This is a genomic window from Xanthobacter sediminis, from assembly GCF_043195015.1.
Classification (GTDB): domain Bacteria; phylum Pseudomonadota; class Alphaproteobacteria; order Rhizobiales; family Xanthobacteraceae; genus Xanthobacter.
On record NZ_JBAFWH010000011.1, the window covers coordinates 46,311 to 61,236 of the forward strand.

The following is a 14,926-nucleotide window of genomic DNA, read 5'->3' on the forward strand; positions in this document are numbered from 1 at the left end:
GGAGTCCGGCATGGTACCCTGTACTCCATTTGGAGGAATCCGCGCATGACGCGCACTGCGCTGTGGCTCATTGGCGTGTTTGCCCTGATTGCAGCCTCCTGCATCGCCTTCGGCGCCTACTTCTCGTCTATCACGCTGGTGAAGGCATACCGCTCCGCCGTGGAGGCCCGATTCGTCGTCACTGCGGAGCGGTTGGCCGCGGTGGTGGAGCGGGCGGCGTCCCTTGGCATCGCGCCAGCAGCGCAGGCGACCCTGCCGTCCCTGCTGGAGCGGGAGGCGCGCATCGAGCCGGCGCTCACCTCCATCGATTTCGTGGACGAGCATGGGGCGGTGGTGTTCTCCAGCGATGCGGCGCGCGTGGGTACGCGCGCGGATGGGGCGCAGCCCCATGCGGTGCGCCGCGCCGTGCGCAACGATCTTGACGAATCCATCGGCCGGGTGGTCATGCGTTACGATCCCCAGGTGCTCGCGCAGGGGGAGGACGCGCTGCGGCGCGACCTGTGGCGAATCGCCTGGCCGGCGCTGGCCGGCGCCTGCCTCGCCACCATCGCGGTGGGGCTGCTGCTGGCGGCGGCCCTGCGGCGCGCCGCCCGCCGCGCCCGCGATCCAGCCTGCTGGCCGCCGGCGGCGCGCGCCGCCCTCGCCGAGGCCGAGGCGGTGCATGCGCTGGCCGCGCACGGCGCGCCGGCTGCGGGCGCCGGTTTCGGAAAGGATGGTCGATGATCGGGCTTCGCGCGGGGATCACCGTCGCCATCGCGCTCATCCTGTGCGCGGCGCTGGGGCTCATCGCCTGGGGCGCACACAAGGCGGCCGAGCACACCATCGTTCCCGCCATCCTGGTGAAAGCTGAGAGCGTGGGGCGCTCCGCCGCGGCCCTGGTGGAGCGGGCGGACGCCGCTGGCATCCCCCTCGACCGCCTGGTGGGGGTCGGCCCCTATTTCGACGAGCTCCGGGCCGCCAACGCCGAGTTCGCTGAGATTGAGCTGTCGCTCGCTGGCGGCGGGGGCGCCCGCTCCGGTGCAGTCGCGGGGCTCGACGCGCCGACGGTGGTGCGCGTTCCAGTAATGCGCGACGGGGCCGCCGTGGGCGAGATCGCCATCACCATCGATCCCTCGGTGGTGTGGGCGCAGGTGGCCGCTGTACTGGTGGATGTCGCCTTTATCGGCGTGGTGGCGCTGCTGGTGGCGCTGGAGTTGGTGGCGCTGGTGGTGGGCACCCGCGGCATCGAGGCCATGGCGGCGGTGGAGCAGCGGGTGCGCTCTCTCGCGCGAGGGCGGCTCGCGCTCTATCGCAGCGGCGCCGGAACCGAGGCGGAGGGGCTGGTGGCGCCGGTGGACGCGCAGGTCGCCCGGCTCGGCGCCTCCCATGAGGCGGCCCGCGAGAGCGCCCGCGCCCGGGGCGACGCGGCGCTGGCATCCCGCCTCGACGCCCTTGCCGCCCGCACCGGCATCGGCGATGTGGAGGCCGGCGAGAACGGGCTCGCCGGGGCCATCCGCCCCGCCTTGTTCCTGTTCATGCTCACCGAGGAATTGACCCGTCCCTTCCTGCCGCGGCTGGCGCAGTCGCTGGCGCCGGCCGGCGGCGGGCTCGGCCCCGATACGGCCGCGAGCCTGCCCATCGTCGCCTTCATGGCGGTGGTGGCCCTGTGCCAGATTCCGTTCGCGGGCCTCTCCGAGCGCCTCGGGCGCCGCTCCGGCTTCGTGCTCGGCGCGGCTGTGGCGGCTGTGGGCTATGCTCTTTCAGCCCTGAGCACGGACTATGTCCTCTTCCTCGCCGCGCGCATCGTCTCCGGAGTGGGCTATGCGCTGGTGTTTGTCTCGGCCCAGGGACACGTGGTGGACCACTCCCAGGGTGCCGGGCGCAGCGCGGCGCTGGCGGTGTTCGTGCGCGCGATCATGGTGGCCTGCCTGTGCGGGCCGCCCATCGGCGGCGTCATCGCCGACCGGCTCGGGCCTTCGGCCGCGCTCGGCGCTTCCGCTGTCCTGGCGCTGGTGGCGCTCGCGGTGGCGTTGCTGGTGGTGCCGCGCGCGCCGCGCCGTGCCGCGCACGTGAAGGTGGGGCTCGCGGACCTGGCGCAGGCCGCCCGCGCCCCGCGGCTGATGGCGCTGCTCCTGGGCTGCGCGTTTCCGGCGAAGCTGCTGTTCGCGGCCCTGTGCCTGCTGCTGGTGCCGCTGGAGCTGCAGCGGCAGGGCTATTCGGCGGCGGCCATCGGCCGCTTCCAGATGATCTATCCGCTGCTCATGGTGGTGGCGGTGCCGGTATTCGCGGCGCTGGCGGACCGGCTGCAGGCGCGCGCCGCCTTCGTGGTGGCGGGCGGGCTGGTCGCCGGGCTCGGGGCGTTGGTGATGCCGCTCCATCCCTCCGTGGGGCTCATCGTGTTCGCGCTGGCGATGCTCGGGCTCGGGCAGGCGCTCTCCATCGCCTCCCAGTCTGCGCTGGTGGCGGACACGGCGGCCAGCGGCGGGTTCAGCCCGGCCGGCGTTCTGGGCCTGTTCAGGCTGGTGGAGCGCTCGGGCAACGCGGCCGGGCCGGCGGGCGCCGGCATTCTGATGGCGGCGATCGGATTTTCCTTTACAACCGCGCTGATGGGCGCCGTGGTTGTGGCGGGGGCGCTGGTATTTGCGCTATCCGGGCAGCGCCTCGCCCCGTCAGGCGCACGCCGCGCCACCCGCGCGGCCTCCTCGGAAGGGAGTCCCGTATGATGGACCGTCGTACCCTTCTCTCCCTCGGGCTCGGGGCGGGCGCCGCCGGGCTCCTCGGGCACCCCGCGCGCGCCGAGCGGCAGGAGCGCGCCTTTCGCATCCTGATGCTGACCTTCCGCGGCGAGACCGACGTGGAGCGCGGCTTCCGCGATTATTTCGCGGCCAACGAGATCGCGGTGGAGTTCCTCACCCGTGACGTGGAGCGCGATCCGGCGCGGGTGCGGCCCATCCTCGACGAGGTGCTGCCCAGCTTCAAGCCGGACCTCATCTATACCTACGGCACGCCCAACACCCTGGCTGTGGTGGGACCCTACGACGCGCCGGCGGACGCCCCCTATGTGCGCGACATTCCGGTGGTGTTCGCCCTGGTGGCGGCGCCGGTGCAGGTGAAGATCGCGCCCTCGCTCTCCTCTTCCGGCCGGAACGTCACCGGCGCCGTGCACGTGGTGCCCACCGACGTGCAGATGCGCGCCATGCAGAGCTATCGCGCATTCCAGAAGGTGGGCGTGATCTATTCGCCCAACGAGAGCAATTCGCTCGCCATCGTCGAGGAGATGCGCGCCTTCTGCAAGGGCATCGGCGCCGAGGTGCTGGAGCAGCCGCTCGCCATGCAGGGCACCCGCGCCACCGGCGACGGGGTCGAGGATTTCGTGCGCGGGCTGAAGGAGAAGGGCGCGGACTGGCTCTACCTGCCGGCCGATACCTTCCTCGCCTCCATCTTCCGCCGGGTGGGGCCGGCCGCCGTCAGCGCGCGGCTGCCCACTTTCGGCGCCACCGAGTTCTTCCTGCGCGAGGGGCAGGGGCTGGTGGGGCTCGTCAGCCGCTATTATTCCGTGGGCCAGCTCGCCGGCTCCAAGGCCGCCGAGATCCTGGTGGAGCATGTGCCGCCCCAGAAGATCCCCATCGAGACGCTGAAGCGCTTTGCCCTCATCATCAACATGTCCGTGGCCAGGCAGCTTGGCGTCTACCCGCCCATCGCGATGCTCAACTACGCGGAAGTGATCACCTGATCATGGCTCTCAGCGCTGCCCAACCGATGCACTCCGTCCGCTCTCGCGAGCTCGGGCCCGACGACCTCGACGCGATGGAGGCCCTGCACCGCCTCTCCATCGGTCCCGTCGCCCGGCCGGAGATCGTAAAGCCCGAAAGTCGCGCCTATTTCGAGGGCATCCTCGCCGGGCGCGGGCGCACCATCGGCCTGTTCGAAGGGGCCGATCTCGTCGCCTACGGCATCCTCCAGCACGACCACACCCCCGAGGACGGCCCGCACCGGCTGCTGAACCTGCCGGCCGGAACCCCCGTGGGGCGGCTCGCGGGGGCCTCCGTGCATCCGGATTACCGGGGCCATGGGCTGCAGCGTATGACCATCGCCGAGCGGGTGGCCATCGCCCCACGTGACATGGTGCTGTTCTCCACGGCGGCGCCGGTCAATCCGGGCAGCTGGTCGAACCTGCTCTCCGGCGGCTTTCCCATTGTCGGCATCGAGCTCTTCTTCGGCGGCTACGCCCGCTACGTGATGCTGCGCGACGGCTCCCGCCACGACCCCGAGGTGGTGGTGGTCGCTGATCCGCTCGATTTCGACCGGCAGAGGGCGCTTTTCGCCGAAGGTTGGCGCGGCTATGCGCGCACGCGCCTGCCCAGCGGTACCGTGGGCGTGATGTTCGCGCGGCCGCTGCCCGCGGGCGCCTGAAGACCGCACACGCCTCAGCAACCCCGAAGCATTTTTGCAATTCAACGGGACGCGGAAATGCTTTAGACTGCATTTCGCGGGTGAAGCGAGAGGCGAGCCGCCGTTTAGGCCGGCGCGCGGTGGCCCCAGTTCGAAAGTTCCGCGGGAATGAAGACGGAAAACTCATCGCGGGCGCCGGAAACCGCCCTCATCGTCTCGATCGGCCTCCGCACTTTTGCGCGCAGGGGCGCCGCCGTGCGAGGGGGCTTTGCGGCGGGCGCCGCCAGCGCGGCCCCGACCTGAGCTGCGGTGATGATGACGCCCCCCGCCACCGACACCCTGATCTCTGCGCTGCGGGTCGGCGCGGACATCGCCTCCATTTCGGATGTCACCTCCTGGCTCGGCGCCATGGCCGAGAAGGAAGATTGGCCGCAGGCCATGCGTTTCGGCCTTGAGCTTTCGCTAGAGGAGGCGCTGACCAACGTCATCTCCTACGGCTTCCACCAAGTGGCGCACGATCCGGACATCCGCGTCGAGGTCCACCGGATGCCGGGCGGGCGGGTGGCTGTCGAGCTCATCGACAACGGCATCGCCTTCGACCCCACCACCATCGCCGAGCCGGAGGCGGTCGCCGCCATCGAGGATGCCAGGATCGGCGGCCATGGGGTGCAGCTCATGCGCCATTTCCTCGAGAGCCTGGTCTATCGCCGGGAGGGGAACGAGAACCGCCTGACCATGGTGGCGGCCCCGGCCGTCCAATAGGCGCTTGCGCGCGGCGGGGGCTGCCTTCGAGGAGGTGGGGATGAGCGTGTCGGGTGGCGCGGGCGCTTCCCCTTGCGTGAGGTGGCCTCACACCTAAACCCTTATGGAAACTGGTGCCGGGTGGTTTTGAGTGGCGTCGCAAAGATGTCATGAGACGCCGGTATGACAGCGCCTCTGCATCTGAAACGCTGCGCCGCGTGCCGCCATTGGCCGCGGTCGCCCGCGCCGAAAGCCGTGCTGGCGCGTGGGCTCACCGCACGGGCACGGGGGACACGGGCCGGCATGCCCATGACGCGCTCATGTTGATCTTGGCGGAAATCCTCGCCGGCCTCGGGCTGCTGTTCGTCGGCCTCAAGTCGCTTTCGTCCCATCTCCAGCAGGCCACGGGTCGCGGCGTGCGGCATCTGCTGCGCCGTGCCACCCGCTCGCCCTTGACCGGGCTCGTCTCCGGCAGCCTTGCCGGCGCGGCCACCCAGTCCAGCAACGCGGTTGCCATCATCTGCGGCAATCTCGTGCGCGGCGGCGTGCTCACCACGCGGGATGCCATTCCGGTGGTGGCCGGCGCCAATGTGGGCACTGCGGCGCTGGTGTTCGTTGCCGCCATCGATTTCCGTTTGGTTATATTTTACCTCCTGGCGCTGGTGGGGTTCGGCTTCCAGCTCCGGCTTGATCGCCGCCCGGCCTGGCGCGAGTGGATGGGCGTGGCGCTGGGCCTGGCGCTGGCGCTGCTGGGGCTCGACTTCATCAAGCAGGGGCCCCGCGCCATCGATCCCGCCGCTCTTGCCGCTTTCATCGATGGCGGCCTCACGCCCTGGGTGGGCTTCGCGCTCGGCCTGGCGGCGGCCGCCCTCAGCCAGTCCTCCTCCACGCCCACCATTCTGGTTCTGGCGCTGCTGCAGTCGGCGGTGCTGGGGCTCGATTCCGCCTTCTACGTGGTGCTTGGCGCCAATCTGGGCTCCGGCCTCGCGACCCTGGTGGCCGCCGGGGGGCTGGAAGGCACCGGGCGGCAGCTCTGCTATGCCCACATCCTGGTGAAGCTCATCGGCTGCGTGGCGGTGCTTGCGGTGTGGCTAGGCGCCGGCCTGGCGGGAGGAGATCCCGCGGCGACCCTTGCCGCCCTTGGCGGGGGCAAGGCGGCGCTGTCGCTTTCGCTGCTGTTCCTCGCCCTTCAGCTCGCGGGCGCAGTGCCGGTGGCCTTCGGGCGCGCCGCCGCCGAGGCGATCGCCATTCGCTTCAGTCCGCCCACGCTGGAAGACGGCGCCTCGCGCCCGCGCTATGTCCACGATCGCGCCCTGGAGGCGCCAGCCACCGCGCTCGACCTTTCGGAGAAGGAGATCCGGCGGCTGATCCAGCTTCTGCCCACCCTGCTGCCGGACCTCGACGTGGCGGAGGCGCCGGGCGCGGGCGAGCGGCTGGCCCTGTGGCGCGGCGCGGCCTCCATCGCGCGCACCACCGAGGGCTTCCTGACCGATCTCATCGGCCGGGCGCCGGAGCGCGAAACCCTCGACATCGCGCTCCAGCAGCAGGCGCTGATGGAAATGATCCGCGTGCTGCAGGACACGCTGCACGATTTTGCCGAGGTGGTGGAGAGCTACGACACCCCGCCCCAGCTCGCCTTCAACCTTTCCGAGTCGCTGCGCGTGATCGTCCTGTCCCTGGCGGACGCAGAGGGCGCCGACGATTACGAGGTCATCGCGACGCTGACCGCCGACCGCAGCGAACTGCTGACGCGCATTCGCCGCAGCCTGGTGGGGGCCAGCATCGGCACGGGCGAGGATGCGCGCCGCCTGCTGCTGGCCACCAGCCTGTTCGAACGCGCGATCTGGCTGATCCGCAGAACTGCGGTGGCGTTGCGCCCGGTCGCGAATGACGATAAGGCCAGTGACGAGACGATGTCAGCGGAGCAGGACGGCATCCATGCACATTGAGCGTGAGCAGGTGGACGGCGGAATCCTGCTGAAGGTGGCGGGGCGGCTCGACACGCCGAACGCCAAGCCATTCGAGACCAGCCTGATGGACGTGGTCTCCATGAGCGACGGCGCCATCGTCGTCAATCTCGCCGGGGTGGACTATGTCTCCTCCTCCGGCCTGCGCGCCCTGCTGGTGGCGGGCAAGGCCATGCGCAATGCCAAGCGCCGGCTGGCGCTCACCTCGCTTCAGCCGCAGATCCGTGAGGTGTTCGACATCTCCGGCTTCTCGACCCTGTTCGAGATTTCCTGAGCGCGCCCTGAAGGGGGTTCCCGTTTCATGGATCGGGGAAGCCCTCCGGTCTCATGGATTGATGCGTTTTCCTCGTGCGCGAGTCGGCTTCCGCTTCGCTCGAAAACGCTCGGGCCTCAGGGCGCCGCCACCGGCGCCCACAGCACGTCCTCAATGCGCCGGGCGCCCGTCGCCAGCATCGCCAGCCGGTCGAAGCCCAGGGCGCAGCCGGCGGCATCGGGCATCTGCGCCAGCGCGGCCAGGAAGTCCTCGTCGAGGGGATAGCGCTCGCCGTAGAGGCGGCTCTTGAGCTCCATCTCGTGGGCGAAGCGCCGGCGCTGCTCGGCGGGGTCGGTGAGTTCGCCGAAGGCGTTGGCCAGCTCCAGCCCGCAGGCATAGAACTCGAACCGCTCGGCGAAGCGCGGGTCTTCGGCCTTGGGGCGCGCCAGGGCGGCCTCGGTCAGCGGGTAGTCGCACAGGAAGGTGGGGCGCCCCATGCCAAGGTGGGGCTCCACCCGCTCCACCAGCACTTTCGAGAAGATATCCGCCCAGCCGTCGTCCGCCGCCACGCGGATGCCGGCGGAGCGGGCGGCCGCCGCGAGCGGCGCCGGGTCCGTGGGCAGCCCGGGGGCGGGCAGGGTGGCGGGCAGGTCGATGCCCGCATGGCGCGCGAACGCCTCAGTGAGGGTGAGGCGCTCGGGCTCCGCGAACGGATCGCACGCCGCGCCGCGATAGGCGAAAGCGCCAACGCCGCCCGTACGGGCGGCGAGTTGCAGCAGCGCGGTGCAATCCTCCATCAGCTCCGCGTAGGAGGCGCCTGCCCGGTACCATTCCAGCATGGTGAACTCGGGATGGTGGGCCATGCCCCGCTCCCGGTTCCGAAACACGCGCGCCAGCTCGAAGATGCGCGGCTCGCCCGCCGCCAGCAGCTTCTTCGCGGCGAATTCGGGCGAGGTGCGCAGGTGGAGCGTGCGGCGGTCGCCGTCCGGCGCGATGATCTCGGTCGCGAAGGCGTGCAGGTGCGCCTCATTGCCGGGCGAGACCTGGAGGACGGGCGTTTCCACCTCCATGAAATCCCGCGCCAGGAACCAGGCCCGCACCGCCGCCGTGATGCGGCCCCGGGCCAGGAGAAAGGGGCGGCGGTCGGCGTGGACCTCCCGGTCCCACCAGGGGCTTTGGCCGGAGCCAGATACCAGTTTCACGGGGAAACGTCCTTCACAAGCCGGATTGGGCATCCGAAACGCCTCCGCGAGGGTGGCGCTCGGCGTCAAGATGGGTATGGTGCGCGCCGACGAAGATAAGCGGCGTGCCGCCGCGAGAAGTTCGAGGAAGACGCGACGTGGTCAAGGTCATCGCCAGCTCCCTGCGCAAAGGCAATGTGGTCGATATCGACGACAAGCTCTATGTGGTGCTCACCGCCGAGAACATCCATCCCGGCAAGGGCACGCCGGTCACGCAGCTCGACATGCGCCGCATCTCCGATGGCGTGAAGATCTCCGAGCGTTACCGTACCACCGAGCAGGTGGAGCGCGCCTTCGTGGAAGACCGCCCGCACACCTTCCTTTACGAGGATTCGGAAGGCTATACCTTCATGAATCCCGAGACCTTCGATCAGGTGACGGTCTCCAAGGAAGTGATGGGCGACCTTGCCGTGTATCTGCAGGAAGGCATGGAGTGCATGCTTTCCACCCACAATGGCAACCCCATCGCCATCGAGCTGCCGGCGCGCGTCACCCTGGAGATCGTGGACACCGAGCCCACCGTGAAGGGCCAGACCGCCTCTTCCTCCTACAAGCCGGCCGTGCTTTCCAACGGCGTGCGCACCATGGTCCCCCCGCACGTTTCCTCCGGCACCCGCGTGGTCGTGATGACCGCTGACGGCTCCTACGTGGAACGCGCCAAGGACTGATCGTTCCGCTTTCGCCATCGCGCGGCCCGCTGCGTGATGGCGAAGCCTTTCGTGTCGGAGCCTTACGCCTAAAGACCCAGGGAACTTTCGCCCCCGCCGCCCGTTGAGCGGAAAACGGCCGAAGCCTGCCGGTCCAGCCCCGTCCTCGTGCCGGGGCGGCCGGAGGGGAGGGCCGGGAAAGGCGCCGCGGCGTTCACGCGCCGTGGCCCACGGGCGAAAGGCGTGACACCATGGACCTCGCGGGATTGCGGGTGCTCGTCGTGGAAGACGAGTTCCTGGTCGCCCTGGGCCTGGAAGGTGAGCTGCGTACCCTCGGGTGCGATGTGGTGGGGCCCGTGGCGAGCCTCTCGGCGGCCATGGCGGCAGCCGGCAGCGAAAGCCTTGATGCAGCCCTTCTGGATGTGAGCCTCGGCAGCGAGAGCGTCTTTCCCGCGGCGGCTATGCTGGCGGACCGGGGCGTGCCTTTCGTGTTCTGCTCCGCCTTCACCGGACGGGAGCCCGTGCCGCGCGCCCTGGCAGACCGTCCGCGCGTGGCCAAGCCCTTTACCGGCCGCATGATTGCGGACGCCCTCGTCACCATCGTGAACGGTCGTGCGGGCGGGGACGGCCTCGCTTCCGGCGACGGAGTGGCGCGCCATCCCGCCCTGCTCCGGGAGCGCACCTGAAGCGCATTCGGGCGGCGCGTCCGGCCGGCTTGCGCGCAGAGGATCGTGCGTCGGCAGATGGAGCGCGTTCGCGCGAAGTGGATGTCGGCTCGCGTGGGGAAGGCGCGTCAACCCAAAGATATAGAGCGATGTCCGCGAGCTGGAGCGGGCGGAAGGGGGGCTGGCGCCCGCTAGCGACCGCGCGGCGCCGCAGGCCCAAGCCACAACACGCCACTTGCGGTGCTCTTAAGGATGTTGGGGAATGGGGACTTCCACGGGGGGCGGAACTTTCGCGCCTGGATGATCCCCCTCGCTCCCCGCCAGAGACTGGCTCCGGGCGGACCGCAAGCCCGCCCGTCGCTGCCTTGCCGTCAGGCCTGGCCTTCCGGCTTGGCCTCGGGCGCGGGGGCCTCGGCCTTGGGGCCGCCGCGGGCGACGCCCACCATGGCCGGGCGCAGCACGCGCTCACCGATGACGTAGCCGGCCTGCACCACCTGCACCACCGTGCCGTTGGGCACGGACGGGTCCGGCACCTCGAACATGGCTTGGTGCAGGTTGGGGTCGAACTTCTCGCCGCGCGGCTCGATGCGGCGGATCTTGTGCTTTTCCAGCGCCTGGGCAAGGCCGCGCTCGGTGATCTCGATGCCTTCGAGCAGCGCCTTCACGGCGCCCTCGGCCTGGTCCTTGGTCTCATCGTCCACGGCGGAGAGGGCGCGGCTGAGGTCGTCGGCGACCGTCAGCATGTCGCGGGCGAAGGAGGCGATGCCGTAGACCTTGACGTCGGCGATTTCCTTGTCGGCGCGGCGGCGCACGTTCTCGGCCTCGGCGAAGGCGCGCAGATACTTGTCCTTCAGCGCGGCGATCTCCGCCTCCAGGCGCTCTTTCTCTGCCTGTAGCGAGGGCTCTGCCGGAGCGCCCGCCTCGGGAGCGCCCGCCTGATTGAGCCCCGTGTCCTCGATGCCGTCGCCGGTCTCCGGCGCGCGCGTCTGCTCGCTCATCCGGTCTTTCCTTTTTGGCTGGAGAAGGTCCGTGCGGACCTGCCGTTGATCCCACGGCATATCGGAGCGCGGAGGGCAAAAATCAAGCCTGCGCGATCAGATGGGGACGCGCCATCAGGCCGCGTCGCCCGCTCCCGGCGCGCCGAGCACCCGGCTCACGAGGCGGGCGGTGAAGTCCACCATGGGCACGATGCGCCCATAATTGAGCCGTGTGGGCCCGATGACGCCGAGCACGCCCAAAACCCGCCCCTGGCCGTCGCGGTAGGGGGCCACGATGGTGGAGGAGCCGGACAGGGAGAACAACCGGTTCTCCGAGCCGATGAAGATGCGCAGCGCCTGCGCTTCCTCGGCGCGGCCCAGGAGGTCCACCACCTCGCGCTTCGACTCGAGGTCGTCGAACAGCAGGCGGATGCGCTCCAGGTCCTCCAACGCGTGGAGGTCCTCCAGCAGCTTTGCCTGCCCGCGCACGATCAGCTTGCGCTCAGCCGGGTCGTCGCCGGACCAGGAGGCGAGCCCTTCCTCCACCACCCGCGCGGTGATGGCGTCGAGGTCGCGCCGCAGCTCGGCGAGCAGGCTCTCCATTTCCGCCCGCGCCTCCGCCAGGGTGCGGCCGCGGATGTGGGCATTGAGGAAGTTGGTGGCTTCCGTGAGGGCGGACACCGGCAGGCCCGGCGGCAGCCCCACCGCCCGGTTCTCCACCTGCCCGTCCTCGGAGACGAGGATCACCAGCGCCCGGCCGGGGTCGAGGGGCACGAACTCCACATGCTTCAGGCGCGGGTCGGTCTTGGTGGCGGTGACCACGCCCGCCCCCCGCGCGAGGCCGGAGAGCAGGGTGGACGCCTCCTGCAGCACCCCTTCCACGGTGGTGTTGCGGGCGGCGGCCATCACCTGGGTCTCGATGCTGGTGCGGTCGCGCTCGTTGACGTCGCCCACCTCCATCAGGGCGTCCACGAAGAAGCGCAGGCCCCGTTCCGTGGGCAGGCGCCCGGCGCTGGTGTGGGGCGCATAGATGAGGCCCGCCGCCTCCAGGTCCGCCATCACGTTGCGCACCGAGGCGGGCGAAAGCGTCATGGGGATGAGGCGGGAGATGTTGCGCGAGCCCACGGGCTCGCCGGTGGCGAGATAGCTCTCCACGATCTGGCGGAAGATCTCGCGCGCGCGGGCGTCGATCTGCGCGAGGGCGCCGGAGGACAGGGAGAAGAGAGGATCGATCGCCACGGATGCGCACGCCTTGTCTGGGGCCATCCCGCACGCGGCGGCCGCGGGGGCGGCTGCCCTATATGTGTCGCCTCCCGCCCTCCGCTTCAAGCGTGTTGCAGCCGTCCCGCCCTTGCGGTTTCGCCCCCGCCGCTCCAAAAGGAGCGCCCGAAGCGAGAGACATGAAGGAATACGCCATGCGCCCCAGCAAGCGCGCCAGCAACGAGATGCGCGCCGTTTCATTCGAACGGGGCGTGATGCGCCACGCGGAAGGCTCCTGCCTCGTGAAGTTCGGCGACACCCACGTGCTGGTTTCCGCCACCCTGGAAGAGCGCCTGCCGCCGTGGCTGAAGGGCCAGGGCCGGGGCTGGGTCACCGCCGAATATTCCATGCTGCCGCGTGCCACCCATGACCGCACCCGGCGCGAATCCACCACCGGGCGCCCCTCCGGCCGCACCCAGGAGATTCAGCGCCTGATCGGCCGCTCCCTGCGCTCGGTGACGGATCTCGTCGCCATGGGCGAGAAGCAGATCACCATCGACTGCGACGTGCTCCAGGCCGACGGCGGCACCCGCACCGCCTCCATCACCGGCGCCTGGATCGCGCTCCACGACTGCCTCTCCTGGATGCGCGCGCGCTCCATGATCCGCGAGATGCCCCTGAAGGAGCACGTGGCGGCCGTCTCCTGCGGCATCTACGAGGGCACGCCGGTGCTCGACCTCGACTATGCCGAGGATTCGGTGGCCGAGACCGACGCCAACTTCGTGATGACCGGCTCCGGCGGCATCGTCGAGATCCAGGGCACGGCCGAGAAGACCCCGTTCTCGCAGGACGAGCTTCTCTCCCTGCTCGGCCTCGCCCGCAGCGGGGTGGAGCAACTGGTGGAACTGCAGAAGAAGGCGATCGCCTGATGGCCCACCGCATCCTCACCGGGCGGCTCGTGGTCGCCACCCACAATCCCGGCAAGCTCATCGAGATGCGCATGCTGCTGGAGCCGTTCGGGGTGGATGCGGTCTCCGCCGGCGAGCTCGGCCTGCCCGAGCCCGAGGAAACCGCCGACACCTTCGAGGGCAATGCCCGGCTGAAGGCCGAGGCGGCGGCGGGCGCGGCGCAGCTCCCCGCCTTCGCGGACGATTCCGGCCTCGTGGTGGATGCGCTCGGTGGCGCGCCGGGCATCCACACCGCCCGCTGGGCGGGGCCGGACCGCGACTTCGAGATGGCCATGGAGAAGGTCCAGGCCGAGCTGGAGAAGGCCGGCGCCACCGCGCCCGAACAGCGCCGGGCGCGCTTCGTCTCGGCCCTGTGCATCGCCTGGCCGGACGGGCACCTGGAGGAGTTCCGGGGCGTGGTGGAAGGCTCGCTGGTGTGGCCGCCGCGCGGCGCCAAGGGCTTCGGCTACGATCCCATGTTCGTGCCCGAGGGCCACACCCGCACTTTCGCGGAGATGACGGCGGAGGAGAAGCACTCCATGCCGCCCAGGGGCTTCGGCCTGTCGCACCGCGCCCGTGCCTTCCTGCAGCTCTCCCAGGCGTGTCTCAAGGCGTGACGGTGGAGACTGCGGACTTGGGCGCCCCCCATTCACCGCGCGCGACGCACCTTCCTCCGCTGGCGGGGGAGGGGGCGGACACGTCCGCCGAGGGCGGCTTCGGCGTCTACGTGCATTGGCCGTTCTGCCTCGCCAAGTGCCCCTATTGCGACTTCAACTCCCATGTGCGGCGCGAGGCGCCGGACCAGGAGCGCTTTCTTTCCGCCTACCGGCGGGAGATCGCCCACATGCGCGCCCTCACCGGCCCCCGGCGGGCGGAGACCGTGTTCTTCGGCGGCGGCACGCCCTCGCTGATGACGCCGGAGACGGTGGGCGGCATCCTCGAGGCCATTGATGCGGCATGGCCGCTCGCCGCCGGCGCCGAGATCACGCTGGAGGCCAACCCCACCTCGGTGGAGTCCGCGCGCTTCCACGGCTACGGGGCGGCGGGGGTCAACCGGGTCTCCCTCGGCGTGCAGGCGCTTGAGGACGACGACCTGAGGAACCTCGGCCGCATGCACACGGTGGAGGAGGCGCTGAAGGCGGTGGGCATCGCCCGCGCGGCGTTCGAGCGGGTGTCGTTCGACCTCATCTACGCCCGCCCGCGCCAGACTCCGGAAGCCTGGGCGCGGGAGCTGGAGCGGGCGCTGGCCGAGGGGTGCGAGCACCTCTCGCTCTACCAGCTCACCATCGAGCCCGGCACGCCCTTCGAGCGGCTCTACGGCGCCGGCAAGCTCATATTGCCCGACGACGACCTCTCCCGCGCCCTGTGGGACGTGACGCAGGAGGTGACCGCCGCCGCCGGCCTGCCCGCCTACGAGATTTCCAACCACGCCCGGCCCGGCGCCGAAGCGCGGCACAATCTCGTCTACTGGCGCTATGGCACCTATGCCGGCATCGGCCCCGGCGCCCACGGGCGCATCGCGGTGGAGGGCGAGCGCCGCGCCACCTATGTGGAGAAGATGCCGGACGCCTGGCTCGGCCACGTGGAACGCGCCGGCCACGGCATCGTCAGCGACGAGCTCCTCTCACGCGCGGAACAGGCGGATGAGATGCTGCTCATGGGCCTGCGCCTGAAGGAAGGCGTGGACCTCGAACGCCACGCCCGCCTCGCCGGCCGGCCGCTCGCGGAGGCGGGCATCGCCGCGCTGGAGGAGCAGGGGCTGGTGATGCGGCGCGGCTCCCGGCTGATGGCGACCGCCGAGGGCTTTCCGGTGCTCAACGCGGTCATCGCCGCGCTTGCGAGCGGCTGATGCCGAAGGCCCGCAAGCGTGGCTCATGGGCCTTTGCTCAAGCCCGTCGGCGCCACTCGCGGACCGGG

The 14,926-nt window shown here is 70.5% G+C and carries 15 protein-coding genes; 12 read left to right on the plus strand and 3 right to left on the minus strand.

Annotated features, from left to right (window positions below; all coding sequences use genetic code 11):
• The first annotated feature begins 45 nt into the window (after positions 1-45).
• The 7 genes from V5F61_RS15160 (at position 46) to V5F61_RS15190 (ending at position 7,353) form a co-directional block, all read left to right on the plus strand.
• Positions 46-723 (plus strand): hypothetical protein, encoded by a 678-nt coding sequence (locus V5F61_RS15160; protein ID WP_393990030.1) that lies wholly within the window; start codon positions 46-48, stop codon positions 721-723.
• Positions 720-2,702 (plus strand): MFS transporter, encoded by a 1,983-nt coding sequence (locus V5F61_RS15165; RefSeq protein ID WP_393990031.1) that lies wholly within the window; start codon positions 720-722, stop codon positions 2,700-2,702. Before V5F61_RS15160 ends, V5F61_RS15165 begins: the two co-directional genes overlap by 4 nt.
• Positions 2,699-3,712, plus strand: a complete 1,014-nt coding sequence (locus tag V5F61_RS15170) for an ABC transporter substrate-binding protein (RefSeq protein WP_393990032.1) — start codon at positions 2,699-2,701, stop codon at positions 3,710-3,712. The genes V5F61_RS15165 and V5F61_RS15170 overlap by 4 nt, the downstream gene beginning before the upstream one ends.
• A 2-nt stretch (positions 3,713-3,714) precedes the next feature.
• A complete protein-coding gene (locus tag V5F61_RS15175) occupies positions 3,715-4,392 on the plus strand; it encodes a GNAT family protein (RefSeq protein WP_393990033.1) in 678 nt (225 codons plus the stop codon).
• A 291-nt stretch (positions 4,393-4,683) separates the two neighbouring features.
• Positions 4,684-5,133: an ATP-binding protein gene (locus V5F61_RS15180; protein WP_393990034.1), complete on the plus strand. Its 450-nt coding sequence runs from the start codon at positions 4,684-4,686 to the stop codon at positions 5,131-5,133.
• A 299-nt stretch (positions 5,134-5,432) separates the two neighbouring features.
• Positions 5,433-7,061, plus strand: a complete 1,629-nt coding sequence (locus V5F61_RS15185; RefSeq protein ID WP_393990035.1) for a Na/Pi symporter — start codon at positions 5,433-5,435, stop codon at positions 7,059-7,061.
• Positions 7,051-7,353 carry an STAS domain-containing protein gene (locus V5F61_RS15190; RefSeq protein ID WP_393990036.1) on the plus strand — a complete coding sequence of 101 codons (303 nt, stop codon included), beginning with the start codon at positions 7,051-7,053 and terminating at the stop codon, positions 7,351-7,353. Before V5F61_RS15185 ends, V5F61_RS15190 begins: the two co-directional genes overlap by 11 nt.
• 116 nt (positions 7,354-7,469) lie before the next feature.
• Here V5F61_RS15190 and epmA read toward each other — a convergent pair whose 3' ends face one another.
• Complete coding sequence (gene epmA / locus V5F61_RS15195; protein WP_393990037.1) at positions 7,470-8,567, minus strand: EF-P lysine aminoacylase EpmA; 1,098 nt, start codon at positions 8,565-8,567, stop codon at positions 7,470-7,472.
• A gap of 104 nt (positions 8,568-8,671) precedes the next feature.
• Here epmA and efp point away from each other — a divergent pair, with 104 nt between their 5' ends.
• Together efp and V5F61_RS15205 are read left to right on the plus strand one after the other, a co-directional pair.
• A complete protein-coding gene (efp, locus tag V5F61_RS15200; RefSeq protein ID WP_393990038.1) occupies positions 8,672-9,241 on the plus strand; it encodes an elongation factor P in 570 nt (189 codons plus the stop codon).
• A gap of 230 nt (positions 9,242-9,471) precedes the next feature.
• Complete coding sequence (locus tag V5F61_RS15205) at positions 9,472-9,906, plus strand: response regulator (RefSeq protein ID WP_393990039.1); 435 nt, start codon at positions 9,472-9,474, stop codon at positions 9,904-9,906.
• A 350-nt stretch (positions 9,907-10,256) separates the two neighbouring features.
• On the opposite strand, the gene grpE is transcribed toward V5F61_RS15205, so the two are convergent.
• Both grpE and hrcA read right to left on the minus strand, forming a co-directional pair.
• The gene (gene grpE, locus V5F61_RS15210) at positions 10,257-10,883 is read right to left on the minus strand and encodes a nucleotide exchange factor GrpE (RefSeq protein WP_393990040.1); all 627 of its coding nucleotides are present in this window, start codon (positions 10,881-10,883) and stop codon (positions 10,257-10,259) included.
• Between the two features lie 114 nt (positions 10,884-10,997).
• The gene (gene hrcA, locus V5F61_RS15215; protein ID WP_393990041.1) at positions 10,998-12,128 is read right to left on the minus strand and encodes a heat-inducible transcriptional repressor HrcA; all 1,131 of its coding nucleotides are present in this window, start codon (positions 12,126-12,128) and stop codon (positions 10,998-11,000) included.
• A gap of 149 nt (positions 12,129-12,277) precedes the next feature.
• Here hrcA and rph point away from each other — a divergent pair, with 149 nt between their 5' ends.
• From rph to hemW, 3 genes are read left to right on the plus strand one after another with little or no spacing between them, the layout of a single operon-like run.
• The gene (gene rph, locus V5F61_RS15220; RefSeq protein ID WP_393990042.1) at positions 12,278-12,991 is read left to right on the plus strand and encodes a ribonuclease PH; all 714 of its coding nucleotides are present in this window, start codon (positions 12,278-12,280) and stop codon (positions 12,989-12,991) included.
• A complete protein-coding gene (rdgB, locus tag V5F61_RS15225; RefSeq protein ID WP_393990043.1) occupies positions 12,991-13,626 on the plus strand; it encodes an RdgB/HAM1 family non-canonical purine NTP pyrophosphatase in 636 nt (211 codons plus the stop codon). Before rph ends, rdgB begins: the two co-directional genes overlap by 1 nt.
• Positions 13,627-13,685: 59 nt before the next feature.
• On the plus strand, positions 13,686-14,858 hold the full coding sequence (gene hemW / locus V5F61_RS15230; RefSeq protein ID WP_393990047.1) for a radical SAM family heme chaperone HemW: 1,173 nt from the start codon (positions 13,686-13,688) through the stop codon (positions 14,856-14,858).
• Positions 14,859-14,926 lie beyond the last annotated feature (68 nt).

What these genes read in the sequence shown, in the direction of transcription:
- grpE (WP_393990040.1), bottom strand. Translation starts at nt 10,883, where the DNA reads ATGAGCGAGCAGACGCGCGCGCCGGAGACCGGCGACGGCATCGAGGAC.
- V5F61_RS15205 (WP_393990039.1), top strand. Translation starts at nt 9,472, where the DNA reads ATGGACCTCGCGGGATTGCGGGTGCTCGTCGTGGAAGACGAGTTCCTG.
- rph (WP_393990042.1), top strand. Translation starts at nt 12,278, where the DNA reads ATGCGCCCCAGCAAGCGCGCCAGCAACGAGATGCGCGCCGTTTCATTC.
- V5F61_RS15180 (WP_393990034.1), top strand. Translation starts at nt 4,684, where the DNA reads ATGATGACGCCCCCCGCCACCGACACCCTGATCTCTGCGCTGCGGGTC.
- hrcA (WP_393990041.1), bottom strand. Translation starts at nt 12,128, where the DNA reads ATGGCCCCAGACAAGGCGTGCGCATCCGTGGCGATCGATCCTCTCTTC.
- V5F61_RS15185 (WP_393990035.1), top strand. Translation starts at nt 5,433, where the DNA reads ATGTTGATCTTGGCGGAAATCCTCGCCGGCCTCGGGCTGCTGTTCGTC.
- V5F61_RS15190 (WP_393990036.1), top strand. Translation starts at nt 7,051, where the DNA reads ATGCACATTGAGCGTGAGCAGGTGGACGGCGGAATCCTGCTGAAGGTG.
- V5F61_RS15175 (WP_393990033.1), top strand. Translation starts at nt 3,715, where the DNA reads ATGGCTCTCAGCGCTGCCCAACCGATGCACTCCGTCCGCTCTCGCGAG.
- V5F61_RS15170 (WP_393990032.1), top strand. Translation starts at nt 2,699, where the DNA reads ATGATGGACCGTCGTACCCTTCTCTCCCTCGGGCTCGGGGCGGGCGCC.
- V5F61_RS15160 (WP_393990030.1), top strand. Translation starts at nt 46, where the DNA reads ATGACGCGCACTGCGCTGTGGCTCATTGGCGTGTTTGCCCTGATTGCA.
- V5F61_RS15165 (WP_393990031.1), top strand. Translation starts at nt 720, where the DNA reads ATGATCGGGCTTCGCGCGGGGATCACCGTCGCCATCGCGCTCATCCTG.
- epmA (WP_393990037.1), bottom strand. Translation starts at nt 8,567, where the DNA reads ATGCCCAATCCGGCTTGTGAAGGACGTTTCCCCGTGAAACTGGTATCT.
- rdgB (WP_393990043.1), top strand. Translation starts at nt 12,991, where the DNA reads ATGGCCCACCGCATCCTCACCGGGCGGCTCGTGGTCGCCACCCACAAT.